Genomic DNA, 20,044 nt, shown 5'->3' on the forward strand with positions numbered 1-20,044 from the left:
ACGGGAAGCGCTTAGCAATTCCCGTTACATTTCCATTCACTATTTCTGCCGCTGGCCGTAGCTCACCGCATAAGCGGGGAAGCGCATCGCCAGCACCGGATCGTCCGAAGGCTCGATACCCGCGGGCAGGCCGACCGGATTGAAAAGGATCTGCCGCTGGGCTTCGGCATCCGTAACCGCCTTGTTCAGCGTGATGACGCCCAGCTCAACGACCTTATTGCTGGCCGGCCAGACTTCGGTCGGGTCGTTGACCTTGTCGCCTTCATTGGCCACCTGTGCCAGCACCTTGAACTTGATCGGGCCTTTGGCCAGGCGTTTCGGCAGCTCTTCCATCAGATAATTCGGCGCCAGCTCGGTCTTTTCCGGCAGGGCCTTTTCGCCGGCGAGAGGAATGATCTGATAGCGGGCGTAGGAAGCCGCGCCTTTGGCATTGGTGAACTTGAAAGCGTTCACGCCGTAGAAGGCCAGCGTGCCGAAGCTTTCCGGCGCCGGGCGCGGCGTGGTGACGAATTTCATGGCCGCCGGATGGGTGCCCAGGAATTGCTCGATCGGCGTCGGCTTGGCCGCATCCGGGCCGCTGGAGGCCACGGCCTGCAGCAGCGAGAGGAAATCTTCCGGCGTGGCGACCGGGAAGCTATTCGCTGAGATGGCGACGATGTCCGTCGTGCCGCCGCCCGGCAAGTGGAAGCGCGTGGCCATGCCGTGCGGGCTGGCATTGGGATCGGCATCGGGCATGTTCGGTACGCCGGTCGCGTTAGAGAAGCGCACGGTGACCGGTACCGGTTTAATAAAATGCGGAGCCTTGCTCAGGCTCCGAGCCTTTGGTGAGGGCGTAAACGTTCCAGTGGCCATGACCCCCTTGGCATGATTGGCGCGGAAACCCGCGTGCGGTCCGCCGGAGGTCTTGTTGAGTGCTTCGACCAGCGCGGCCGGCAAGGGTTTGGGCTCTTCCTGCGCCATTGCCAACTGCAGGACAGGCGTTGCGAAACCAAAGACAAGCAAGGCACATGCGCGTCGATTCATGTTCGTTCCCCAGGTGAGTGTTGGTTATGACGGCTACAGCACAATAAGTATAGGAAAGAAATTGTTCGTTTGCAGGCCGCTGCATGCATCGTGATGCCCTTGCTGTTACGCTCATGGCAAATGCGCTTACTGTGGAGGAATCTATGCTGGCTTCATTGGCGGTACTGCTGGTGTTTCAATGCCTGGGCGAAGGGCTGGTCTATGTGCTGGGGCTGCCGGTGCCCGGGCCCGTTGCTGGCATGTTGCTGCTGTTCGCTGCGCTGATGGCGTTTCCCGCGCTGCAGGAGCGCATCGAAGACACGGCCAATGAGCTGCTGCGCCACCTCTCCCTGCTGTTCGTACCCGCCGGCGTTGGCATCGTGGCGGCGGCGTCCAGCGGCAGCGGACACTGGCTGGCGCTGGCGGCGGGGCTGATCGGCAGCACGCTGTTGACGCTGGCCGTCACCGCCGTCGTCCTGCGCCTGCTGGGCGCACCGGGGCAGGGCGATGTTTAAGCTGAACGAGCTGGGACCGTTCTGGGTCTACCTTTCCGCCTCGCCGTTGCTGGGGCTTACCCTCACGTTGTGTGCCTACGCGATCGCCCAGGCCATCTACCAGCGCTGCCGCATGTCGCCGCTGGCCAATCCCGTCGCCATCGCGATTGCACTGGTGAGCGCTGTGCTGCTGGCCAGCGGCATGAGCTATCAGCGCTACTTCGCTGGTGCGCAATTTGTCCACTTCCTGCTGGGGCCCGCCACTGTGGCCCTGGCCGTGCCGCTGGCCCGGCAGTGGCCGCGCTTCCGGCGTGCTGTGCTGCCGCTGGGCGTGGCGCTGGTTTGTGGATCGGCGACCGCCATCGTGTCGGCGGTCGGCATTACGGCGTTGCTGGGTGGCGGCGAGCAGCTGATGCTCTCCATCGGACCCAAGTCCGCCACGACGCCCATTGCCATGGCCATTTCGGAGCGGCTGGGAGGCGTGCCCGCGCTGACGGCAGTGATGGTGATCGGCACCGGCATCTTCGGCGCCATCGCGGCGCGCTTCCTGTTCAACGCCCTGCGCATTCCCGAGCATGAGGTGCGCGGCTTTGCGCTGGGCGTGGCCTCGCATGGCATCGGCACGGCGCGCGCCTTCCAGGTCAGCGCGCAGATGGGCGCCTTTGCAGGACTGGGCATGGGCCTGAACGGTGTCGCCACGGCGCTGCTGGCGCCCTGGCTGGTACCGTGGGTGATGGCAGCGGTGCGATAATGCGGTCTTATGAGACTTTTGCTCGTCGGATCAAGTGGACTCGTGGGGCGCGAGGTGCTGAAGCTGGCGCTGGCGTCGCCGGCCGTCGGCCGCGTGACCGCGCTCACGCGCAAGCCGCTGGGCGAGCACGCGAAGCTGCAGGCGGAATTCGTCGACTTCGACCGGCTGCCTGAAGATGCGCCATGGTGGAAGGCGGACGCCGTCCTGTGCACGCTGGGCACGACGATCAGGACCGCCGGTTCGAAGCAAGCGTTCCGGCGCGTGGATTACGACTATCCGCTGGAAGTGGGGCGCCGCGCGCGGCAGGCCGGGACACCGACCTATGTGCTGAACTCCGCATTCGGCGCCGATCCCTTCTCGCACATCTTCTACAACCGCACCAAAGGAGAGCTGGAGCGCGACCTTGCCGCGCTGGGCTTCCCGTCACTGACGCTGGTGCGGCCCGGCATGATCGGCGGCGCGCGCGAAGAGTTCCGACTGGTCGAGCGCCTCTGGCTGCCCGTGCTGGGCGCGCTCGCCCCTGTGCTGCCGACAGCCTGGCGCATCAGCCCCGCGCCCGTGATTGCACGCGCCATGATCGAATCGGCCATCTATCCCGCGCATGGCGTGAATGTCATCTCATCGGATCAACTATCAGGAACTTAGACATGGACAGCCATATCGCTCCCGTCGCGCTGGATAAAGCCAGCCGCCTTATCAACCACGGCCCGACCGTGCTGGTCTCGGCCCGCCATAATGGCGTGGACAATGTGATGGCCGCCGCCTGGGCCTGTGCGCTGGACTTCATGCCGCCCAAGCTGACCGTGGTGCTGGACAAGAGCGCCGCCACGCGCGCGCTGATCGAGCAAAGCGGCCATTTCGTGATCCAGGTGCCGAACGCCGGCCAGCTGCAGCTGACGCACCAGGTCGGCACGCGCAGCATGCTGAATGAGCCGGACAAGCTGCAACAGGCCGGCGTGGCGCTGTTCCAGATCGACGGCCATGACATGCCCTTCGTCGCGGGCAGCTCGGCATGGCTGGCCTGCCGGCTGATCCCCGAGCCGCACAACCAGCAGACCTATGACCTGTTCATCGGTGAAATCATCGGCGCCTGGGCCGACACGCGGGTGTTCCGCGATGGCCACTGGGAGTATGAAAACGCCGACCCGCAGTGGCGCAGCCTGCACTATGTGGCGGGCGGCCATTTCTACGCAATAGGGGAAGCGCTGGACGTGTAAAATCCGTCTATCGCTTTCGATGAGACCTACATGGCAGCCAAACACATCCCCGACACGCTCGACCTGCACCTGTGCTTCAAGCTGTATTCGACTTCGCTGAAGATGACGCAGATCTACAAACCGATGCTGTCGGCGCTGAATCTCACCTATCCGCAATATCTTGTGATGGTGATTCTGTGGGAGGAGGAAGGGCTGGGCATCAAGGATCTGGCCGAGCGGCTGGGGCAGGACCCAGGCTCGATCACGCCGCTGGTGAAGCGGCTGGAGGCGGTGGGCTACGTCAACCGCGACCGCGACCCGAACGACGAGCGCAATCGCGTGCTGACGCTGACCGACGCAGGCAAGGCCCTGCGCAAGGATGGTTGCCTGATCCAGAAACACATCGCGGAATCGGCCGGCATCACGGTGGAACAGGTCCAGCGCATGATGGACGACCTGAATTCCCTCAACGCCAACCTGGCGGCAACCCTCGGCGAATAATTACTCTTCCAGCAGGCTGCGCAGCATCCACGCAGTCTTCTCGTGCACGTCCAGGCGCTGGGTCAGCAGGTCCATCGTCGGCTGGTCGTTGGCTTCGTCAGCCAACGGCAGCAGTTCGCGCGCGGTGCGGGCCGTGGCTTCCTGTGCGGTGACGAGGTGGCCCACCATCTCCATCGCCTTCGGCACGCCTTCCACTTCCTTGATCGTCGCCAGCTTCACGAATTCCGCATAGGTGCCCGGCGCCGGATAGCCGAGGGCGCGGATGCGCTCAGCGATCAGGTCCAGCGCGGTCCATTGCTCGCTGTACTGGGTCATGAACATCAAATGCAGGGAGTTGAACATCGGACCCTTCACGTTCCAGTGGAAGTTGTGGGTCATCAGGTACAGGGTGTAGCTGTCGGCCAGCAGGCGGGAAAGGCCGGCGGCGATCTTGCCGCGGCTTTCATCCGTCATACCGATGTCGATCTTGGGCGCTTTTGCATCCATCGTCAGGCTCCTTTTTTAACGGAGACTTATTGTAGCCCGCCTATCAAAATCGCGCGGAAATCGTTCACATTGGTGAGCGTGGGTCCCGTGATCACGGAATCGCCGAGTGCGCCGAAGAAACCGTGGCCATCGTTGTTGTCCAGCGCATCGCGCGGGCGCATGCCCTGGGCCCAGGCGCGCGCCAGCGTATCCGGCGCCAGCACGGCGCCGGCAATCTCTTCCTGGCCGTCCACGCCATCCGTATCGCCGGCCAGCGCATGGACGCCGGGCAGGCCATCCAGTGCGATGCCCAGCGAGAGCAGGAATTCCACGTTGCGCCCGCCGCGGCCCTGGCCGCGCACGGTGACGGTGGTTTCGCCGCCGGAGATCAGCACGCACGGCGCGGCGAAAGGCTGGCCATGCACGGCTGCCTGGCGCGCCATCGCGGCCATCACCTTGCCCACGTCGCGCGCTTCGCCTTCGACGCTGTCGCCCAGGATGTAGGGCGTGACGTCCGCCTCGCGCGCCACGCGGGCCGCCGCTTCCAGCGCCATCTGCGGCGTGGCGATCATGCGCAGCTCCGTGTTTTCCAGGCGCGGGTCGCCCGGCTTCACGGATTCGCCGCGGCCGCTTTCCAGCACGGCCAGCACATGGGCCGGCAAGTCGATGCCGTAGCGCCGCACGAGGGCCAGCGCGTCCCCGCAGGTGGTGGGATCGGCGACGGTGGGGCCGGAGGCGATGTCGCAGGGATTGTCGCCGGGGACGTCCGAAATCGCCAGCGTGACCACTTTCGCCGGGTGGCAGGCGGCGGCCAGGCGGCCGCCCTTGATGGCGGACAGGTGACGCCGCACGCAGTTCATTTCGCCGATGGTGGCGCCGCAGCGCAGCAGCTCGCGGCTCACATGCTGCTTGTCTTCCAGCGAGATGCCTTCCAGCGGCAGGGCGAGCAGGGCGGAACCGCCGCCGGAAATCAGGCACAGCACCGTATCGTCCGGCGTGAGGCCACGCACCGTGTCCAGGATGCGGCGTGCGGCAACGAGTCCCGCCTCGTCCGGCACTGGATGCGCCGCTTCCACGATCTCGATGCGCTCGCAGGGGACCGCATAACCGTAGCGCGTGACGACCAGGCCGCTGAGCGGACCGTCCCAGTTGCGCTCCACAGCCTGCGCCATCGCGGCCGAAGCCTTGCCGGCGCCGATGACAATCAGGCGGCCCTTCGGCTTCGCGGGCAGGTGGGGCGGAATGCACAGGGCTGGCTGGGCCGACGCGATGGCGGCATCGAACATTTGCTTGAGCAGGTCGCGCTGCTTGGACATGGCTCTTCTCCTTAGCGGTTCACGGTGCGCGCAGGGATGCGCAGCACGAGGATGGCGCCCAGCAGCAGCACGCCGGAAAGCACATACAGCGCCACGTCCGTGCCGCCCGTCTTGTCCTTGATCCAGCCCACCAGGAAGGGGCTGACGAAGCCGGCGATCTGGCCCAGCGAGTTAATCAGCGCCAGGCCGCCTGCCGCTGCCGCGCTGCCCAGGAAGGCGGTCGGCAGTGGCCAGAACATCGGCAGGCCGGTAAGCGCGCCCATGGTCGCCATCGACAGGCCAATGATGGCGACAACCGGATTGCCCGCGGCCTGGGTCGCGATCATCAGGCCGGCAAGGCCCAGCAGCATCGGGCCGCTCAGGTGCCAGCGGCGTTCCTTGCGCGCGTCCGCCGAACGGCCGACCCAGATCATGAACAGGCAGGCGAAGAAGTAGGGGATGGCGCTGATCCAGCCCACTGTGACGGGGCTGTTGAAAACCGAGCGACTTGACGATGGTCGGCAGCCAGAAATTGATCGCATACACGCCCATCTGCAGGCAGAAGTAGATCACGCCCAGCATCCAGACCTGGCCGTTGCGCAACACGCTGGCGAAGGATTCGGACGTTTGCGCGATGGCGCGGCGCTGGTTTTCATCCTCGGCCAGTTCCGCGTTCAGCAGGCGCTTTTCTTCGGCGCTCAGCCACTTTGCCTGGTCGATGCCGTCGTTCAGCAGCACATAGACCAGCAGACCGAGGGCGACGGTCGGCAGACCCTGGAGCAGGAACATCCACTGCCAGCCGGCCAGGCCGTGGGTGTCGGCAAAGTGCTGCATCATCCAGCCGGACAGCGGGCTGCCCAGCACACCGGAAATCGGAATGGCGGACATGAACAGGCCCATGATGCGGCCGCGGCGCGAGGACGGATACCAGTTCGTGAAGTACAACACGATGCCGGGGAAGAAGCCCGCCTCGAACACGCCCGTCACGAAGCGCAGCGCATAAAACTCAAAAGGAGTGGTGACGAACATCAGCGCCGCGGAGGCCGCGCCCCAGGCCACCATCAGCGTGCCGAGCACGCGGCGCGCGCCCAGGCGGTGCAGCAGCAGGTTGGCGGGCACGCCGCTCAGCACATAGCCGATAAAGAAGATGCCGGCGCCCAGGCCGTAGATGGTTTCGCTCCACTTCAGCGCATCCAGCATCTGCAGCTTGGCGAAGCCCACGTTCACGCGATCCAGGTAGTTGAACAGGTAGCAGATGAAGATGAAGGGAATCAGGTGCAGCGTCACCTTGCGGTAAGCGCCTTCCAGGACGGATTGCTCTGCCGCGCGGCCGATGGGCTGCGCCGCCTGGGCGGTGGTGGTCATACGGGGTCTCCTTTTGTTATCCGTGCCGGCCATTGTAGGATCGGCCAGCCGCGCGGCGCAGCGTGCCGACGCACCGATATTGGCGCTCCGGCTGCGCTAAAATTAGTGCATTTGCACAAAAGAGGCGGGACGATGGCCGTCATCAGCGCTGCGCTGGCGCAGCAGATTGTTGAAAGAACAATGAAAATCATCCCGTTCAATGTGAACGTGATGGACGCGCGCGGCGTGATCGTCGCCAGCGGCAACCCGGCGCGCATCGGCACCGTGCATGCGGGCGCGCAGCTGGCGCTGTCCCGTCATGGCGTGATCGAAGTCGATGCGGCTACGCTGCCGCACCTGCCGGGCGCGCAGGCGGGCATCAACCTGCCGCTGTCCGTGCGCGGCGAAATCTGCGGCGTGGTTGGCATCACCGGCCAGCCGGAAGACGTGCGCCAGTTCGGCGAACTGGTTTGCCTGACCGCGGAAATGATCCTGGAGCAGGCGCAGCTGACGGGCGAACTGCAGCGGGAGAAGGGCTACCGCGAGGAATTCATCTACCAGCTGGTGCGCCAGACCGGCGTAGCGCCGGCGGCGATGGAAGCGTGGGCGGCGCGCCTGGGCCTGGACTTGCAGCAGCCGCGCACGGTGCTGGTGCTGCAGTTGTCCGATGAAAGCGTGCGTCCCCGACCTGGCGTTGGCAGAGCTGCAGCGCGCGCAATCGGCGCTGGCGGCGCGCTGGCCGGCGCTATTGACGGCGGTGATCACGCCGCGCGAAATGGCGATGCTGGACCGCTTCGAGCCCACGCCGGCGGGCGGGGAAGCGGCGCAGGCGCGTCGCCGCCTGGGAACGCTGGGCGAAGTGCTGGCGCAGGCCTTGACGATGCCCTGGCTGCTGGCCATGGGGATCGCGCTGCCGGAATTGGAGGGTGCGGCTTCATCCTACGAATCGGCCCGGCGGGCGGCGCGCGTGGGCGCCAGCGGCAGCCGGAGCGCCAGCTGTTTTCGTATTACGAATTGAGTCTGCCGGTGCTGCTGTCCGGCCTCGACGTGGGCTGGCAGGCGGACCAGTTGCGCCAGCCCTTGCAGCGCCTGCGCGACTTCGACCGCAAGTCCGGCACGCTGGTGAAAACGCTGGCGGCGTGGTTTGCTCATAACAGCCAGCCCGTGGCTACGGCCAAGGCGCTGCATATTCATCGCAATACGCTGGATTACCGATTGCAGAAGATTACTGAGCTGACGGGGCTTGATCTGGGGGCGACGGATGATAGGCTGCTGCTCTACGTGGCACTGCAGTTGGCGGTCTAAGAACCCACGGCAGAGACTGGTGTCTGCCACGATGTGGCAGACACCTGGCTTACGCCTCTGGTTTTAAGGGGAGCCCCAGCCGCCGGCGAGGGCTTTGTAGACGACTACGAGGGAGCCGGCGGCGCCGGCCTGGGCTTGGGCCAGGCGGTCGCGGGCGGAGAGTAGTTCGCGTTCGGCGTCCAGCACCACGAGGAAATCGGTGGAGCCGACGGAGAAGCGCTCGCGCGCGATGAGCGCTGCCTGTTCGGAGGAGACGACGGCGTCGAACAGCAGGGCGGCCTGTTGCTGTGAGCGCGTGTAGTTCATGAAGGCGCCTTCCGTTTCCTCCAGCGCCGCCAGCACGGCCCGCTCGTAATTGGCAGCTGCCGCTTCGCCGCGTGCATCCGCTGCGGCGATATTGGCGCGGATGCGGCCGAAGTCGAGCAGGTTCCAGGTCAGCTGGGCGCCCAGGTTGTAGGCGTAGGACGCGCCTTTGCCCAGGTCGCCGATGTGCGAGGCGTTCTGGCCGATGGTGCCGCCCAGCGTGATGGTGGGGAACCAGGCGCTGCGCGCTACGCCGATGTTGGCGGCGGCGGCGGCAAGCTGGGCCTCGGCCACCTGCACGTCCGGACGGCGGCGCAGCAGATCCTGCGGCGTGCCGATGCCGCCCAGGTCCACCGTCTTCAATCCGGGCAGGGGCTGCACGGTCCCGAGCTCGGTGTCGAGCGCGGTGGGCGACAGGCCGCACAGCACCGCCAGGCGGTAGCGTGTGCGTGCCAGGGCGGACTCGAACGCGGGCACGCTGGCGGCCGTCGATTGCACCAGGGCGCGGGCGCGTTCCGTATCCAGGGCCGTGCCGCGGCCCGCACCTTCGCGCGCTTCCACCAGCTGCAGGGCGGCGCGCTGGGTTTCCAGCGAAGCGATGGCCACGCGCAGCTGTTCCTGCAGGCCGCGCAGATTGAAGTAATTGCGCGCCACCTCGGCGGCAATGCTCAGCTGGGGCCGCGCGGTAGCCCGCTTCGCCGGCCAGCACGCCGGCCTGCGCGGCGCGCCGCGCGTCGCTCAGGCGGCCGAACACGTCCGCTTCCCACAGCACATCGAGGCCGGCCGAGTAGGCATTGTTTGTTTGCGGCACGCCATCCGCATTCTTGGCGCGGATGCGCGCGGCGCCCGCGTTCACATTCACGGACGGGAACAGGTCGGCATCGGCCAGGCGGCCGACGGCGCGCGCTTCTGCCAGGCTGGCAGCGGCCGCGCGCACGTCCGTATTGGCTTTCAGGGCGCGCTGGATGAGGGACGTCAGTTCCTCATCCTGAAAGCGCTGCCAGAACTCGGCCACCGGCTCGCCGGTGCTGGCCTGGTCGGGGGCGTTGACAAAGCCGGTTTGCGCCGGCGGCTGATAGCGCGCCAGTTGCGGCGCGTGCGTGCAGGCGGCAAGCGTGGCCAGCGCGAGCAGGGCGCCGGCACGCAGCAGGGGGGAAGGTGCGCGCATCATGATTTCCCCTTTGGCGGTTCGGCATCGTCGATGCCGGCGTGGAAGGGATGGGCGGCGGCTTCGACAGTGCGCCGCACTTCGGCGGCATGCGCGCGGCCCTTCTCGGTGCTCTTGCGCACCAGGCTGTAGAACACGGGCGTGAGGAAGATGCCGAAGAAGGTCACGCCCACCATGCCGGAGAACACGGCGATCCCCATGGCGCGGCGCATTTCGCTGCCCGCGCCGCTGCCGAGGATCAGCGGAATCACACCGGCGCAGAAGGCGATCGACGTCATCAGGATGGGACGCAGCCGAAGGTGGCAGGCTTCCATCACCGCGTCAAGCATGGGCATGCCGCGCTCTTCCAGCTCCTTGGCGAATTCCACGATCAGGATCGCGTTCTTGCACGCCAGGCCGACCAGCACGACCAGGGCCACCTGGGTGAATATATTCAGGTCGCCCGTCTGCCGGAACGGCGGGAAATGCGACAGCCATACGCCAAACAGCGCGCACAGGATACACATCGGCACGATCAGGATGATCGCCATCGGCAGGCTCCAGCTCTCATACTGCGCCGTGAGCACCAGCACCACCAGCACCACGGAGAGGAACAGCACCGCAGCCAGCGTGGGGACTTTGTAGCCGACCACGGGCAGGGTGATGTCGCGGGTGAGGCGGTCCTGGTAGGTCAGGTCGGTCCATTCGAAGGCCATGCCGCGCGGCAGGGACTTCAGCATCTTCTCGATTTCCGCTTCGGCCTGGCCGCTGGAGAAGCCTGGCTTGGGAGCGCCGTTAATGTCCGCCGAGGGGAAGCCGTTATAGCGCGTCACGCGGGTCGGGCCGAAGGTGGGATTGATCTGCATGACGGAGCCCAGCTGCACCATCTGCCCATCGCTGTTGCGTGTTTCCAGGCGCGTGATGTTGTCCGCATTGGCGCGGTAGGGCGCATCCGCCTGCACCACCACCTGGTAAGTCTTGCCGAAGCGCGTGAAGTCGTTCACGTACAGCGAGCCGAGATTGATCTGCAGGGTATCGTAGATCGCCTGCAGCGGCAGGCCCATTTGCTTGGCCTTGGTACGGTCGATGTCCGCAAACAGTTGCGGCACGTTGACGTCGTAGGTGGAGTAGGGCGTGGCAATGGTGGACTTTTGATTGCCGTAGATCGGTCCCAGAATGCCCCACACGCTGCCGTACAGCGCCTGTTCACCCTGGCTGCCGCGGTCCTGGATCTGCAGCTTGAAGCCGCCGGCTGCGCCCAGGCCCTCGACGGCAGGCGGCGGCACCACGAATATGCGCGCGCCCTGGATCTGCTGCATGGCGCCGTTCACCTTGCCAAGGATGGCGTCCTTCGACAGGGCGGACGAGGTGCGTTCCTCGAACGAGGCTAGGCCGAAGAACACGATGCCCTCGTTGGGCGCGGCCGAGAAGCCGGCGATGGAAAGGCCGGGGAAGCCGATCGAGTTCTCGATGCCGGGGACCCTGAGCGCGATGTCGCTCATGTCGCGGATGACTTTCTCGGTGCGGCCCAGGGTGGCGCCGGCGGGCAACTGAGCCACGCCGATCAGGTATTGCTTGTCCGGCGCCGGCACAAAGCCGCTGGGCACCACGCCGAACAGCAGGGCGGTGCAGGCCAGCAGCACGCCATAGACCAGCAGCGCGGCCGATTTGCGTTTCAGGATGGTGCCGACACCGCGGCTGTACTTCTTGCTCTGGCGCTGGAAGAAGCAGTTAAACCAGTGGAAGAAGCGGCCGAACAGCTTGTCCATCACGAGCATGATCTTGTCTTTCGGTGCATCATGTGGCCGCAGCAGCAGCGCCGCCATGGCGGGTGACAGGGTCAGCGAATTGATGGCGGAGATCACGGTGGAAATGGCGATGGTGACCGCGAACTGCTTGTAGAACTGGCCGGAGAGGCCGGGCACGAAGGTCAGCGGAATGAACACCGCGCACAGCACCAGGGCAATGGCGACAATTGGCCCGCTCACCTCACTCATCGCCTTGTGCGTGGCGGCGTGCGGCGTGAGGCCGTCCGCGATATTGCGCTCAACGTTTTCCACCACCACGATGGCGTCGTCCACCACGATACCGATGGCGAGCACGAGGCCGAACAGGGTCAGGGTATTGATCGAGTAGCCAAGCAGGAGCAGCACGCCGAAAGTGCCGACGATCGATACCGGCACGGCCAGCAAGGGGATCACGGAAGCGCGCCAGGTCTGCAGGAAGATGATCACCACCAGCACCACCAGCAGCACGGCTTCAATCAGCGTATGCACCACCTTCTCGATCGAAGTCTGCACGAAGCGCGTGGGGTCGTAGACGATGTCGTAGTCCACGCCCTGGGGGAAGCTCTGCTTCAGGCGCGCCATGGTGGAGCGCACATTGTCCGACAGCGCCAGGGCATTCGAGCCGGGCGACTGGAAGATACCGATGGCCACCGCTTCCTTGTTGTTCAGGAGGCTGCGCAAGGCGTAGGAGTTGGCGCTCATCTCGACGCGGCCCACATCCTTCACTCTCACCACGGCGCCCGTGCGCGGATCGCTGCGCACGATGATGTTGGCGAAGTCCTCTTCCCTGACCAGGCGGCCCTGGGCGTTGACGGCCAGCTGGAACTCGGTGTTGTTGACCGCCGGCGGCGCGCCGACCACGCCGGCTGCCACCTGCGTGTTCTGTTCGCGGATGGCGCTTACCACGTCGGCGGAAGTCATGCTGCGCGAAGCCAGCTTTTGCGGGTCGAGCCAGATGCGCATTGCATAGTCGCCCGCGCCGAACAGGAGCACGGAGCCCATGCCGGGGATGCGCAGCAGGTCGTCGCGCACATAGAGGTTGGCGTAATTGCGCAGGTAGAGCGTGTCGTGGCTGTTGTCCGGGCTGACCATGTGCACCACCATGGTCAGGTTGGGCGCCTGCTTCTCGGTGGTCACGCCGATCTGGCGCGTGATATCCGGCAGGCGGGGCAGGGCGCGGTTGATGCGGTTCTGCACCGCCGTTTCAGCCTGTTCCGGCACGGTGCCGATCTTGAAGGTGACGGTGATGCTCACGCTGCCGTCCGCCGTGGCCTGGCTCTGGAAGTAAAGCACGTTTTCCAGGCCGTTGATCTGTTCTTCCAGCGGTGCGGCCACCGTTTCCGAAATCACGCGCGGGTTGGCGCCGGGGAACTGGGCGCGCACCACGATCTGCGGCGGCGCCACTTCCGGATATTCCGAGATCGGCAACTGGAAGATCGCCAGCAGGCCGGTCAGGAAGATGAAGATCGAGATGACGGTGGCAAGGCGCGGGTGCTCAATGAAATACTTTGAGATGTCCATGGCGCCCCCTTCAACCCTTGGCCGGCGCCGGCGGGGCGGGCGGCGGCGCGGGGATGGGCATGCCCTTGTCGTCCACCTTCAGCACCTGGGGTGTGACGGGCGCGCCGGGGAAGGCGCGCAGCAGGCCGTCGACGATGACCAGCTCTCCTTCCTTCACGCCTTCGACCACGCGCATGCCGTCGATCAGGGCGCCGGACTTCACTTCGCGCTGTTCAACGATATTGTTCTTGCCGACCACGAGGACGACCTTGCGCGTCTGGTCCGTGGTCACGGCGCGGTCGGCCACCACGGTGGCGGTATAGTTACCGCTACCTACAAGCTTCAGGCGAGCGAACAGGCCGGGGGTGAACAGGCCATCCTTGTTGTCGAACACGGCGCGGCCGCGCAGGGAAGCGGTGGCGGGGTTGAGACGGTTGTCCACGAAGTCCATTTTGCCTTCGTGCGGGAAGCCGTCTTCGTTGGCCAGGCCGAGGTAGATCACGTTCGGCGTATCGCGCGAGGAAGGGCGTGTGCCTTCGCGCGCGGCGCGCATGTATTTGAGGTAGAGGGCTTCGCTGGCGTCGAAGTAGGCGTAGACGCGGTCGGTGGACACCACCGTGGTCAGCACGGGATCACCGACATTCACCAGGTTGCCCTCGGTGACGTTGGCGCGCGAGGTGCGGCCCGCCACGGGCGCTGTAATATTGGTGAATTCGAGATTCAGGCGCGCCTGCGTCAGCGCCGCTTCGCCGGCCCGGATCGAGGACTGTGCATTGGCGACGGCGGCCTTCAGCTGGTCCAGCTCCTGCTGGCTGACGCCACGCACGGCCACCAGCTTTTCCGCCCGCGCCAGTTCGGACTTGTTCAGGTCGGACTGCGTTCGTGCCGCCTGCAGCTGCGCTTCCGCGCGCGCCACTTCGGCCGCAAAGGGCCGCGGATCGATGGTGAACAGCGGGTCGCCTTTCTTGACCAGCTGCCCTTCCTTGAAATGGACCTTGACCAGGTTGCCGGCAACCCGCGCTCGAACATCGACAGTATGCGGGGCCTCGAGACGGCCGGTGAACTCGTCGAACTCCTGCACCTGTCGCTTCACGACGGGGGCCACCGAAACGGCAGGCGGCTGATTGGCCTGCTTCGATGGATCGTCCTTGGCGCCGCAGGCGGCGAGAGCGATCAGGACGGCAAAAGGGACGAGACGTGCTGCCAGCTTATTCATAGCGAGAACCCTTCCAAACTGCGTTGCACAGCGAGGTAACCGATTCTTACAGCGTCGCGCGCCAGAATATCACAAATATACAAATTGCAAGCAAATGCGGACTAGTTAACGAAGGATGCCGGCAATGCTCGAATAATTGTCGGTCCAGAGACGTTGGCGCGGGGCCTCCGGCAGTGGCCGCAGGGGGCCGGATTGTGCCAGCCGTTCTGGTGGCCCGATCAGCACCCATTGCGAGGCATTGGTGCCGATGGCGTGGTTGCTGCGCGAGCTGACGATGAAGGCGCTGCGGTGGTAGTAGTCCGCGGCCTTGCTTACCACTGGCGCCAGATTGAGATAGAGGTTGGAGGTGTGCACGGCCAGCACGCCGCCCGGTTTCAGGTGGCGGAACCAGGTGGCGAAGGCTTCGCGCGTGAGCAGATGGACGGGGATGGCGTCGCCGGAGAAGGCGTCCAGGATCAGCAGGTCGAATTGCTGGTTCGCTTCCGCTTCGAGCGTGAGCCGTGCGTCGCCCGGCACGACTTCGGCTTTGCCGGGGCAGTCGGCGAGGTAGCTGAAATGGCTGGCGGCGAGCTGGCTGACCAGCGGATTGATTTCATAGAAACGGTAAGTGTCGCCGGGCTGGCAGTAGGCGGCAATGGTGCCGGCGCCAAGGCCGACGATGCCGACTTTTTGCGGTCCTGCGCCGCGGGTGGCTTTGATGGCGATGCCGGCGCCGCTGTCCGGGCCGAAGTAGGCGGTGGGCCAGCGGCGCTTTGCCGGGTCGAGGAACTGGTAGCCGTGCATGATGGCGCCGTGCGAAAGCTGGCGCACGTGGGCCTGTCCGTACGTGGTTTCGTGGACCTTGACGGTGCCGTAGAAGTTGCGCGCTTTGACCTGGTGGTCTTCCGGCAGCAGCACGCTGGCTGCCCACATCAGGCTGACCAGCGAGGCGGATGTCAGCAGGATTTTCGGCCAGAGGTTTTCCTGCCGCCACAGCGCGGCCGCCACCACGCACAGCGCGGCCAGGCAGGCGAGGGCGAGTTCGTATTCGTCATTGAAGATGCGCGGCGCGATCAGGGCCGTGAAGCAGCCGCCCAGCGCGCCGCCGCCGGCGATCATCAGATAGAAGGTGGTCAGTTGCTCGGGCTGCGGCTTGCGCTTCGCCAGTTCGCCGTGGCAGCACATGCAGAATACGAATACGCTCGCACAGTACAGCGCCACGGGCCAGGCGATGCCGCGCGGGAGCAGGCTGGGATGGTTGGTGTAGCCGATGATCAGCGGCGTCAGCGCGGCCAGCAGCGGCAGGAAGAGTTTTCTCTGGTACCAGCGCGGGCTTTCGAAGCAGAGGATGAAGGTGAGCAGGTAGAGCGCCAGCGGCAGGACCCAGAGCAGGGGCATCGGCGCGATGTTGGCGGTCAGGTGGCTCGTTGCCGCCATCAGGAAGACCGTTGGGACGGCGGCGAGGGCTGACCATAGCGCCAATTCGCTACCCGCGCCGCCCATGTCGCCCGTCTCCCTCGCGCCGCTGGTGCGCCCGGCGCCGCCTGCGTGGCCCGTGATGCTTTCACCGCTCGCGCGTCCTGTGTCGCCGATGTCGGCCGCGGAACTCGCGCCATGCTCGCAGCCTCCGCCAAATGGGCCACCTGCACCATATATCGCGCCCAGGCTTGCACGTCCCGCGGCCATGCTGGCGCCGCCGGCCGACGCGTCGACGGACCTGCCGAAGGCCGCGCCAACGGTGGCGCCAGCCGGGCTGGTCGCGGCGGCCAGCGTCGCCGGCATCGGCAACATGCCCGCCGAGCGCAGCGCAAGCATCGCGCACAGGCAAGCAAACGCGATAAATCCAACCGACCACCCGTTAGCAATCTGCGTCATCACGAAAGCGGGTTCGAAAGCCAGCGGGAAACTGAGCAGCCCGAGCATCGAGCCGAAGTTGGACAGCGCGAACAGCCGGTAAGGCACGCTGCCCGGACGCTCGCCCGCAAACCAGTGCTGCAGCAGCGGCCCGGTGGACGACAGCAAAAAGTAGGGCAGGCCGACCGTCACCGCGAGCATGCCAAGCAGCAGCGTGGCCGGATCGCTGTCCGGCGACGGCTTCCAGCCTTCGCCCGCCGACAAAGGCAGTGTGAAGGCAGCGGCGACAAGGAGCGCCACATGAAGTACCGCCTGGCGCCGGGGCGAAAGGTAGCGCGTGGTCAGGTGCGCATAGAGATAACCCAGCAAGAGCAGCACCTGGAACAGCAGCATGCAGGTCGTCCACACCGCCGCCGATCCGCCAAACCAGGGCAGCACCATCTTCCCCACCACAGGTTGGACCTGGAACAGCAGGAAAGCGCTGAGGAAAATGGTAGCCGCGTAAATTATGACCATTTGGTCATATTAGCCCCGTCGGCGGCGAAAAAGTGTTGGCTGATGCCAACATTGCAAAATTTTGCGCTCAGCCCGTGAAAACCAATCCTGCCGCCAGTGCGATCATCGTGGCGCCGGTCAGCGCTTCGATGCCTTTCCACACGACAGGGCGCTGGAACACGCCGGAAAGCTGCACCGCGCCAAAGCCGAGCGCCGTAAACCAGAGAACGGACGCTGTCATCGCGCCGAAAGAGAAGCCAAGACGCTGCTGGCTGTCCGGGTAGCTGCCGCCGACGGAGCCGAGCAGGACGACGGTGTCCAGGTAAACGTGAGGATTCAGCAGGGACAGCGCGACCACGCTCGCCAGCGCCTGTCGCGCATTGGGGGCGGTAGCCTGCTCGCCGAGTTGCAGCGACTTCGGCGTCACCAGCGAACGCCAGCTGCGCAGACCGTACCAGAGCAGGAAGGCGGCGCCGCCCCAGCGCGCTATCTGAAGCAGGGTAGGAGAACTCTGGATCACCGCGCCCGCGCCCGCGACGCCGAGCGCGATCAGGACGATGTCGATAATCACGCAGGCGACTACCGTTATCAGCACATGCTGTCGGCGGATTCCCATCCTCAGGACGTGCGCATTCTGAGCGCCGATGGCCATGATGAGGCTGGCTCCGAGACCGAGTCCGTTGACGTAGCTTTGCATTGATTCCTCCGTTTTCGATGTCCCGCATTCTGCCGGGACTGGCGGTGGAAATGAAGCTGATTTAATATTTTTCAGTGATCATTAATTTTGCTTAAGTTATGCTACCTGATTCCCGCCAAAGCGAAGCCCTGCTTGCCATCGTCGACACCGGCAGTTTTGAGCAGGCGGCTGCCCAGTTGCACCTGACGCCGTCCGCCATTTCGCAGCGGCTCGGCGCGCTGGAGGCGGCGATCGGCACGCCCCTGCTGATCCGCAGCCGTCCTTGCCGTCCCACTGCCGCGGGACAGCGCCTGGTCCAATATCTGCGCCGGAGCCAATTGCTCGAACAGGAATTTCTGGCGGAATTGTCGAATGACGAGAACCGGCCCACCTCAATTGCGGTGGCAGTCAATAACGACACGCTCGGCACCTGGTTTTTGCCCGGGCTGAGCGAATTTCTGATTCGGGAAAATGTGCTGCTGGATATTATCCTGGACGACCAGGATCACACTTATACCCTGCTTGAAAAAGGGCTGGCGCTGGCTGGCGTCTCCAGCGAACCAAAACCAATGCGCGGTTGCACGGCGCAATATCTGGGCGCGATGCGCTACCGTATGCTCGCGACGCCCGATTTTGTCCGCCGCTTTTTTCCCGAACGGTTTCACGCGCGAATCCGCCAAAAAGGCGCCCGTAATGAATTTCGACCGCAAGGATTCACTGCAAGCCAATTTCATCAAAAAAGAACTGGGGTTGGCGCCGGGAGCGTATCCGGTGATGTACGTGCCCTCCAGCGACCCTTTTGTCGAAGCGATCCGCCTTGGACTCGGCTATGGCATGCTGCCGCAGCAACAATATAAAGACATGATTAACGCCGGCGAACTAGTCGACCTCGCGCCGGGTAAATATAAGGACGTGGACTTATATTGGCATTCATGGCGCGTCCAATCGCCCAAGCTCGAAAAGCTCAGCGCCCAGGTGCTGGCCGCAGCCGCACGCGCGCTGGGAGCCGAATGCTGAAATCTAGCAGGATCGCGCCAGTAGTTGGCGCGACAGGTGCGACTTCGTCGCCGAGTGACAGAGCATACGGTGTGTCGAAACGCCACGCAGTCTAATTTGGTCTAAATCGGCCTGGACCGGTCTAAACAGGCCTGAATCTCGAAGGTCGAAGTCTAAAAAAGCCTGGAAAATCAAAGCAAAATTCTAAACCGATCTATTTTGAAGACCTGAAAGTCTAATCCCTCTACAAATCGTTTCTGAATTGCAGCTTTTAGACTCAATTGGCCGGGCCTTTCCTGCGTGCGCGGCAAACTGAAGTGGCCGGCGACACCGGGTCCGATGCAGTCTAAAAATTGAAACCAAGCAGCGAAACTTGGACTGTTTTAGACTTTCGGCTTCTTGGAATCGACGAAATTAGACTTTTGAAGCGATCTTCTAGCTCTTTTTAGATTATGGGGCGCGTATTCCAGACCTGTTTAGACTAAAAGGGTTGAATTTAGACTGAATTAGACGTGGCACTGCCATAAAGCCCCCTTTTTGGATGGGGGCGGGGTGTGGAAACAAAAAAGCCCGCCGAAGCGGGCTGGGTTGCGCCGGCGTAGATCCGAGGAATTAGTACATGTAGAACATGCGCTGGATTTCTTTGGTGTTGCTGGTTTTGGTCAGGGCCAGCATCAGCAGGATGCGCGCTTTTTGCGGGCTGAGGGTGTCGGAAACAACGAAGTCCAGTTCGTCGTCATTGGCTTCGCCATTGCGGGCCAGGATGCCGTTGCCGACGCGGCTGGCGCGGACGATCAAGGTACCGTTCTTGCGCGCGGCGATCAGCGAAGGTTTTACTTTGGCGGCCAGGCTGCCGTCGCCGGTACCGGCGTGAATAATGCCTTTGGCGCCGGCGGCGATAAAGGCATTCAGCGCCACGTCGTTCATATTCGCGTAGCCGTAGACGATATCGACCTGCGGCAGCGCCTGGATATTGGAGATATCGAATTCGGTTTCAACGGTGTGCTTGCGGGTGGAGGCGCGGTAGAAATATGGCTTATTTCCCTGCATATAACCCAGCACGCCCAATTCCGGCGTGCGGAAGGAATCAGGCGTGGAGGTATTGGTCTTGCTGACATCGCGCGACGACTGGATCTGGTCATTCAGCGAAACCAGCACGCCCTTGCCGACGGCTTCCGGGCTGCCGGCCAGGATCACGGCGTTGTACAGATTGATCGGCCCGTCCGCGGACAGGGCGGTGGAGGGGCGCATCGCGCCAACCAGCACCACCGGTTTGCGGCTCTTGACGACCAGGTTCAGGAAGTAGGCGGTTTCCTCCAGCGTGTCGGTGCCGTGGGTGATCACGATGCCATCGACATTCGGCTGGGCCAGCAGCGTGTTCACGCGCTTGGCCAGGGTCAGCCAGTGCTCATTGGTCATGCTTTCGCTGGCGATCTGGAAGACCTGCTCGCCGGTCACGTTGGCAACTTTAGCGACCTCAGGCACGGCATTGATCAGCTGCTGCACGCCGACGGTGGCGGCGGTGTAGCCCACCGTGGTGGTGGAGCTGGCGCCGGTGCCGGCGATAGTGCCGCCGGTGGCGAGTACCATCACATTCGGCAGCTTCTGAGCTTGCACACTGAAAGCGACGAGTAAGGAAAAGAGCGCGACAATAAAGCGGACTGACTGGGTGCGGATCATGCAAACTCCTTCTTATTGGGATGGCACGCATCTTATAGCAGAGGAAGCGGTAGAGCAA

General features: G+C 64.3%; 18 protein-coding genes and 3 pseudogenes. 10 read left to right on the forward strand and 11 right to left on the reverse strand.

Features of this window, described 5'->3' with window-relative positions:
• Positions 1–39 precede the first annotated feature (39 nt).
• Positions 40–1,023, reverse strand: a complete 984-nt coding sequence (locus ACHMW6_RS11890; RefSeq protein ID WP_395407297.1) for a catalase family peroxidase — start codon at positions 1,021–1,023, stop codon at positions 40–42.
• Between the two features lie 143 nt (positions 1,024–1,166).
• Here ACHMW6_RS11890 and ACHMW6_RS11895 point away from each other — a divergent pair, with 143 nt between their 5' ends.
• Genes ACHMW6_RS11895 through ACHMW6_RS11915 form a run of 5 tightly spaced genes read left to right on the forward strand, consistent with a single transcriptional unit; the run spans position 1,167 to position 3,944 of the window.
• Complete coding sequence (locus ACHMW6_RS11895; RefSeq protein WP_395407298.1) at positions 1,167–1,517, forward strand: CidA/LrgA family protein; 351 nt, start codon at positions 1,167–1,169, stop codon at positions 1,515–1,517.
• On the forward strand, positions 1,510–2,247 hold the full coding sequence (locus tag ACHMW6_RS11900; protein WP_395407299.1) for an LrgB family protein: 738 nt from the start codon (positions 1,510–1,512) through the stop codon (positions 2,245–2,247). The genes ACHMW6_RS11895 and ACHMW6_RS11900 overlap by 8 nt, the downstream gene beginning before the upstream one ends.
• Before the next feature lie 9 nt (positions 2,248–2,256).
• Positions 2,257–2,892, forward strand: coding sequence for an NAD-dependent dehydratase (locus ACHMW6_RS11905; protein WP_395407300.1), 636 nt, complete (start codon positions 2,257–2,259; stop codon positions 2,890–2,892).
• A gap of 2 nt (positions 2,893–2,894) precedes the next feature.
• On the forward strand, positions 2,895–3,464 hold the full coding sequence (locus tag ACHMW6_RS11910) for a flavin reductase family protein (RefSeq protein ID WP_395407301.1): 570 nt from the start codon (positions 2,895–2,897) through the stop codon (positions 3,462–3,464).
• 30 nt (positions 3,465–3,494) lie between these two features.
• Entirely contained in the window at positions 3,495–3,944 is a 450-nt protein-coding gene (locus tag ACHMW6_RS11915; protein WP_395407302.1) for a MarR family winged helix-turn-helix transcriptional regulator, read from the forward strand.
• On the opposite strand, the gene ACHMW6_RS11920 is transcribed toward ACHMW6_RS11915, so the two are convergent.
• From ACHMW6_RS11920 to ACHMW6_RS11930, 3 genes and pseudogenes are all read right to left on the reverse strand, one after another.
• Complete coding sequence (locus ACHMW6_RS11920; RefSeq protein ID WP_395407303.1) at positions 3,945–4,430, reverse strand: Dps family protein; 486 nt, start codon at positions 4,428–4,430, stop codon at positions 3,945–3,947. It abuts the gene before it with no gap.
• Positions 4,431–4,456: 26 nt separating this feature from the next.
• Positions 4,457–5,725 (reverse strand): glycerate kinase, encoded by a 1,269-nt coding sequence (locus ACHMW6_RS11925; RefSeq protein ID WP_395407304.1) that lies wholly within the window; start codon positions 5,723–5,725, stop codon positions 4,457–4,459.
• Positions 5,726–5,736: 11 nt separating this feature from the next.
• A pseudogene (locus ACHMW6_RS11930) lies at positions 5,737–7,069 on the reverse strand (MFS transporter).
• Positions 7,070–7,201: 132 nt separating this feature from the next.
• Here ACHMW6_RS11930 and ACHMW6_RS11935 point away from each other — a divergent pair.
• The 3 genes and pseudogenes from ACHMW6_RS11935 to ACHMW6_RS11945 form a co-directional block, all read left to right on the forward strand.
• Positions 7,202–7,600: pseudogene (locus tag ACHMW6_RS11935) on the forward strand (sugar diacid recognition domain-containing protein); the annotation flags it as partial.
• Positions 7,601–7,715: 115 nt separating this feature from the next.
• Positions 7,716–8,066 carry a hypothetical protein gene (locus ACHMW6_RS11940; protein WP_395408587.1) on the forward strand — a complete coding sequence of 117 codons (351 nt, stop codon included), beginning with the start codon at positions 7,716–7,718 and terminating at the stop codon, positions 8,064–8,066.
• 104 nt (positions 8,067–8,170) lie between these two features.
• Complete coding sequence (locus ACHMW6_RS11945) at positions 8,171–8,353, forward strand: helix-turn-helix domain-containing protein (RefSeq protein ID WP_395408588.1); 183 nt, start codon at positions 8,171–8,173, stop codon at positions 8,351–8,353.
• 63 nt (positions 8,354–8,416) lie between these two features.
• Here ACHMW6_RS11945 and ACHMW6_RS11950 read toward each other — a convergent pair whose 3' ends face one another.
• The 6 genes and pseudogenes from ACHMW6_RS11950 to ACHMW6_RS11975 all read right to left on the reverse strand — a co-directional run bounded on the left by ACHMW6_RS11950 (position 8,417) and on the right by ACHMW6_RS11975 (position 17,331).
• Complete coding sequence (locus ACHMW6_RS11950; RefSeq protein WP_395407306.1) at positions 8,417–9,310, reverse strand: TolC family protein; 894 nt, start codon at positions 9,308–9,310, stop codon at positions 8,417–8,419.
• Positions 9,311–9,395: 85 nt separating this feature from the next.
• Positions 9,396–9,827 (reverse strand): annotated as a pseudogene (locus ACHMW6_RS11955) (hypothetical protein); the annotation flags it as partial.
• Positions 9,824–13,111 (reverse strand): efflux RND transporter permease subunit, encoded by a 3,288-nt coding sequence (locus ACHMW6_RS11960; RefSeq protein WP_395407307.1) that lies wholly within the window; start codon positions 13,109–13,111, stop codon positions 9,824–9,826. The pseudogene ACHMW6_RS11955 and the gene ACHMW6_RS11960, both read right to left, overlap by 4 nt.
• A 10-nt stretch (positions 13,112–13,121) precedes the next feature.
• Positions 13,122–14,306 carry an efflux RND transporter periplasmic adaptor subunit gene (locus ACHMW6_RS11965; RefSeq protein ID WP_395407308.1) on the reverse strand — a complete coding sequence of 395 codons (1,185 nt, stop codon included), beginning with the start codon at positions 14,304–14,306 and terminating at the stop codon, positions 13,122–13,124.
• 105 nt (positions 14,307–14,411) lie between these two features.
• Positions 14,412–16,655, reverse strand: a complete 2,244-nt coding sequence (locus ACHMW6_RS11970) for a spermidine synthase (RefSeq protein ID WP_395407309.1) — start codon at positions 16,653–16,655, stop codon at positions 14,412–14,414.
• Between the two features lie 67 nt (positions 16,656–16,722).
• The gene (locus ACHMW6_RS11975) at positions 16,723–17,331 is read right to left on the reverse strand and encodes a LysE/ArgO family amino acid transporter (RefSeq protein ID WP_395407310.1); all 609 of its coding nucleotides are present in this window, start codon (positions 17,329–17,331) and stop codon (positions 16,723–16,725) included.
• Positions 17,332–17,429: 98 nt separating this feature from the next.
• Between ACHMW6_RS11975 and ACHMW6_RS11980 the strand changes: the two genes are divergently transcribed.
• Together ACHMW6_RS11980 and ACHMW6_RS11985 are read left to right on the forward strand one after the other, a co-directional pair.
• The gene (locus ACHMW6_RS11980; RefSeq protein ID WP_395407311.1) at positions 17,430–18,167 is read left to right on the forward strand and encodes an ArgP/LysG family DNA-binding transcriptional regulator; all 738 of its coding nucleotides are present in this window, start codon (positions 17,430–17,432) and stop codon (positions 18,165–18,167) included.
• Positions 18,145–18,327: a hypothetical protein gene (locus ACHMW6_RS11985; protein WP_395407312.1), complete on the forward strand. Its 183-nt coding sequence runs from the start codon at positions 18,145–18,147 to the stop codon at positions 18,325–18,327. Before ACHMW6_RS11980 ends, ACHMW6_RS11985 begins: the two co-directional genes overlap by 23 nt.
• Positions 18,328–18,918: 591 nt before the next feature.
• On the opposite strand, the gene ACHMW6_RS11990 is transcribed toward ACHMW6_RS11985, so the two are convergent.
• Positions 18,919–19,986, reverse strand: coding sequence for a type II asparaginase (locus ACHMW6_RS11990; protein WP_395407313.1), 1,068 nt, complete (start codon positions 19,984–19,986; stop codon positions 18,919–18,921).
• Between the last annotated feature and the right edge of the window lie 58 nt (positions 19,987–20,044).

It is taken from the genome of Pseudoduganella sp. UC29_106, from assembly GCF_044055365.1.
In the GTDB taxonomy this organism is placed as follows: Bacteria; Pseudomonadota; Gammaproteobacteria; order Burkholderiales; family Burkholderiaceae_D; genus Rugamonas.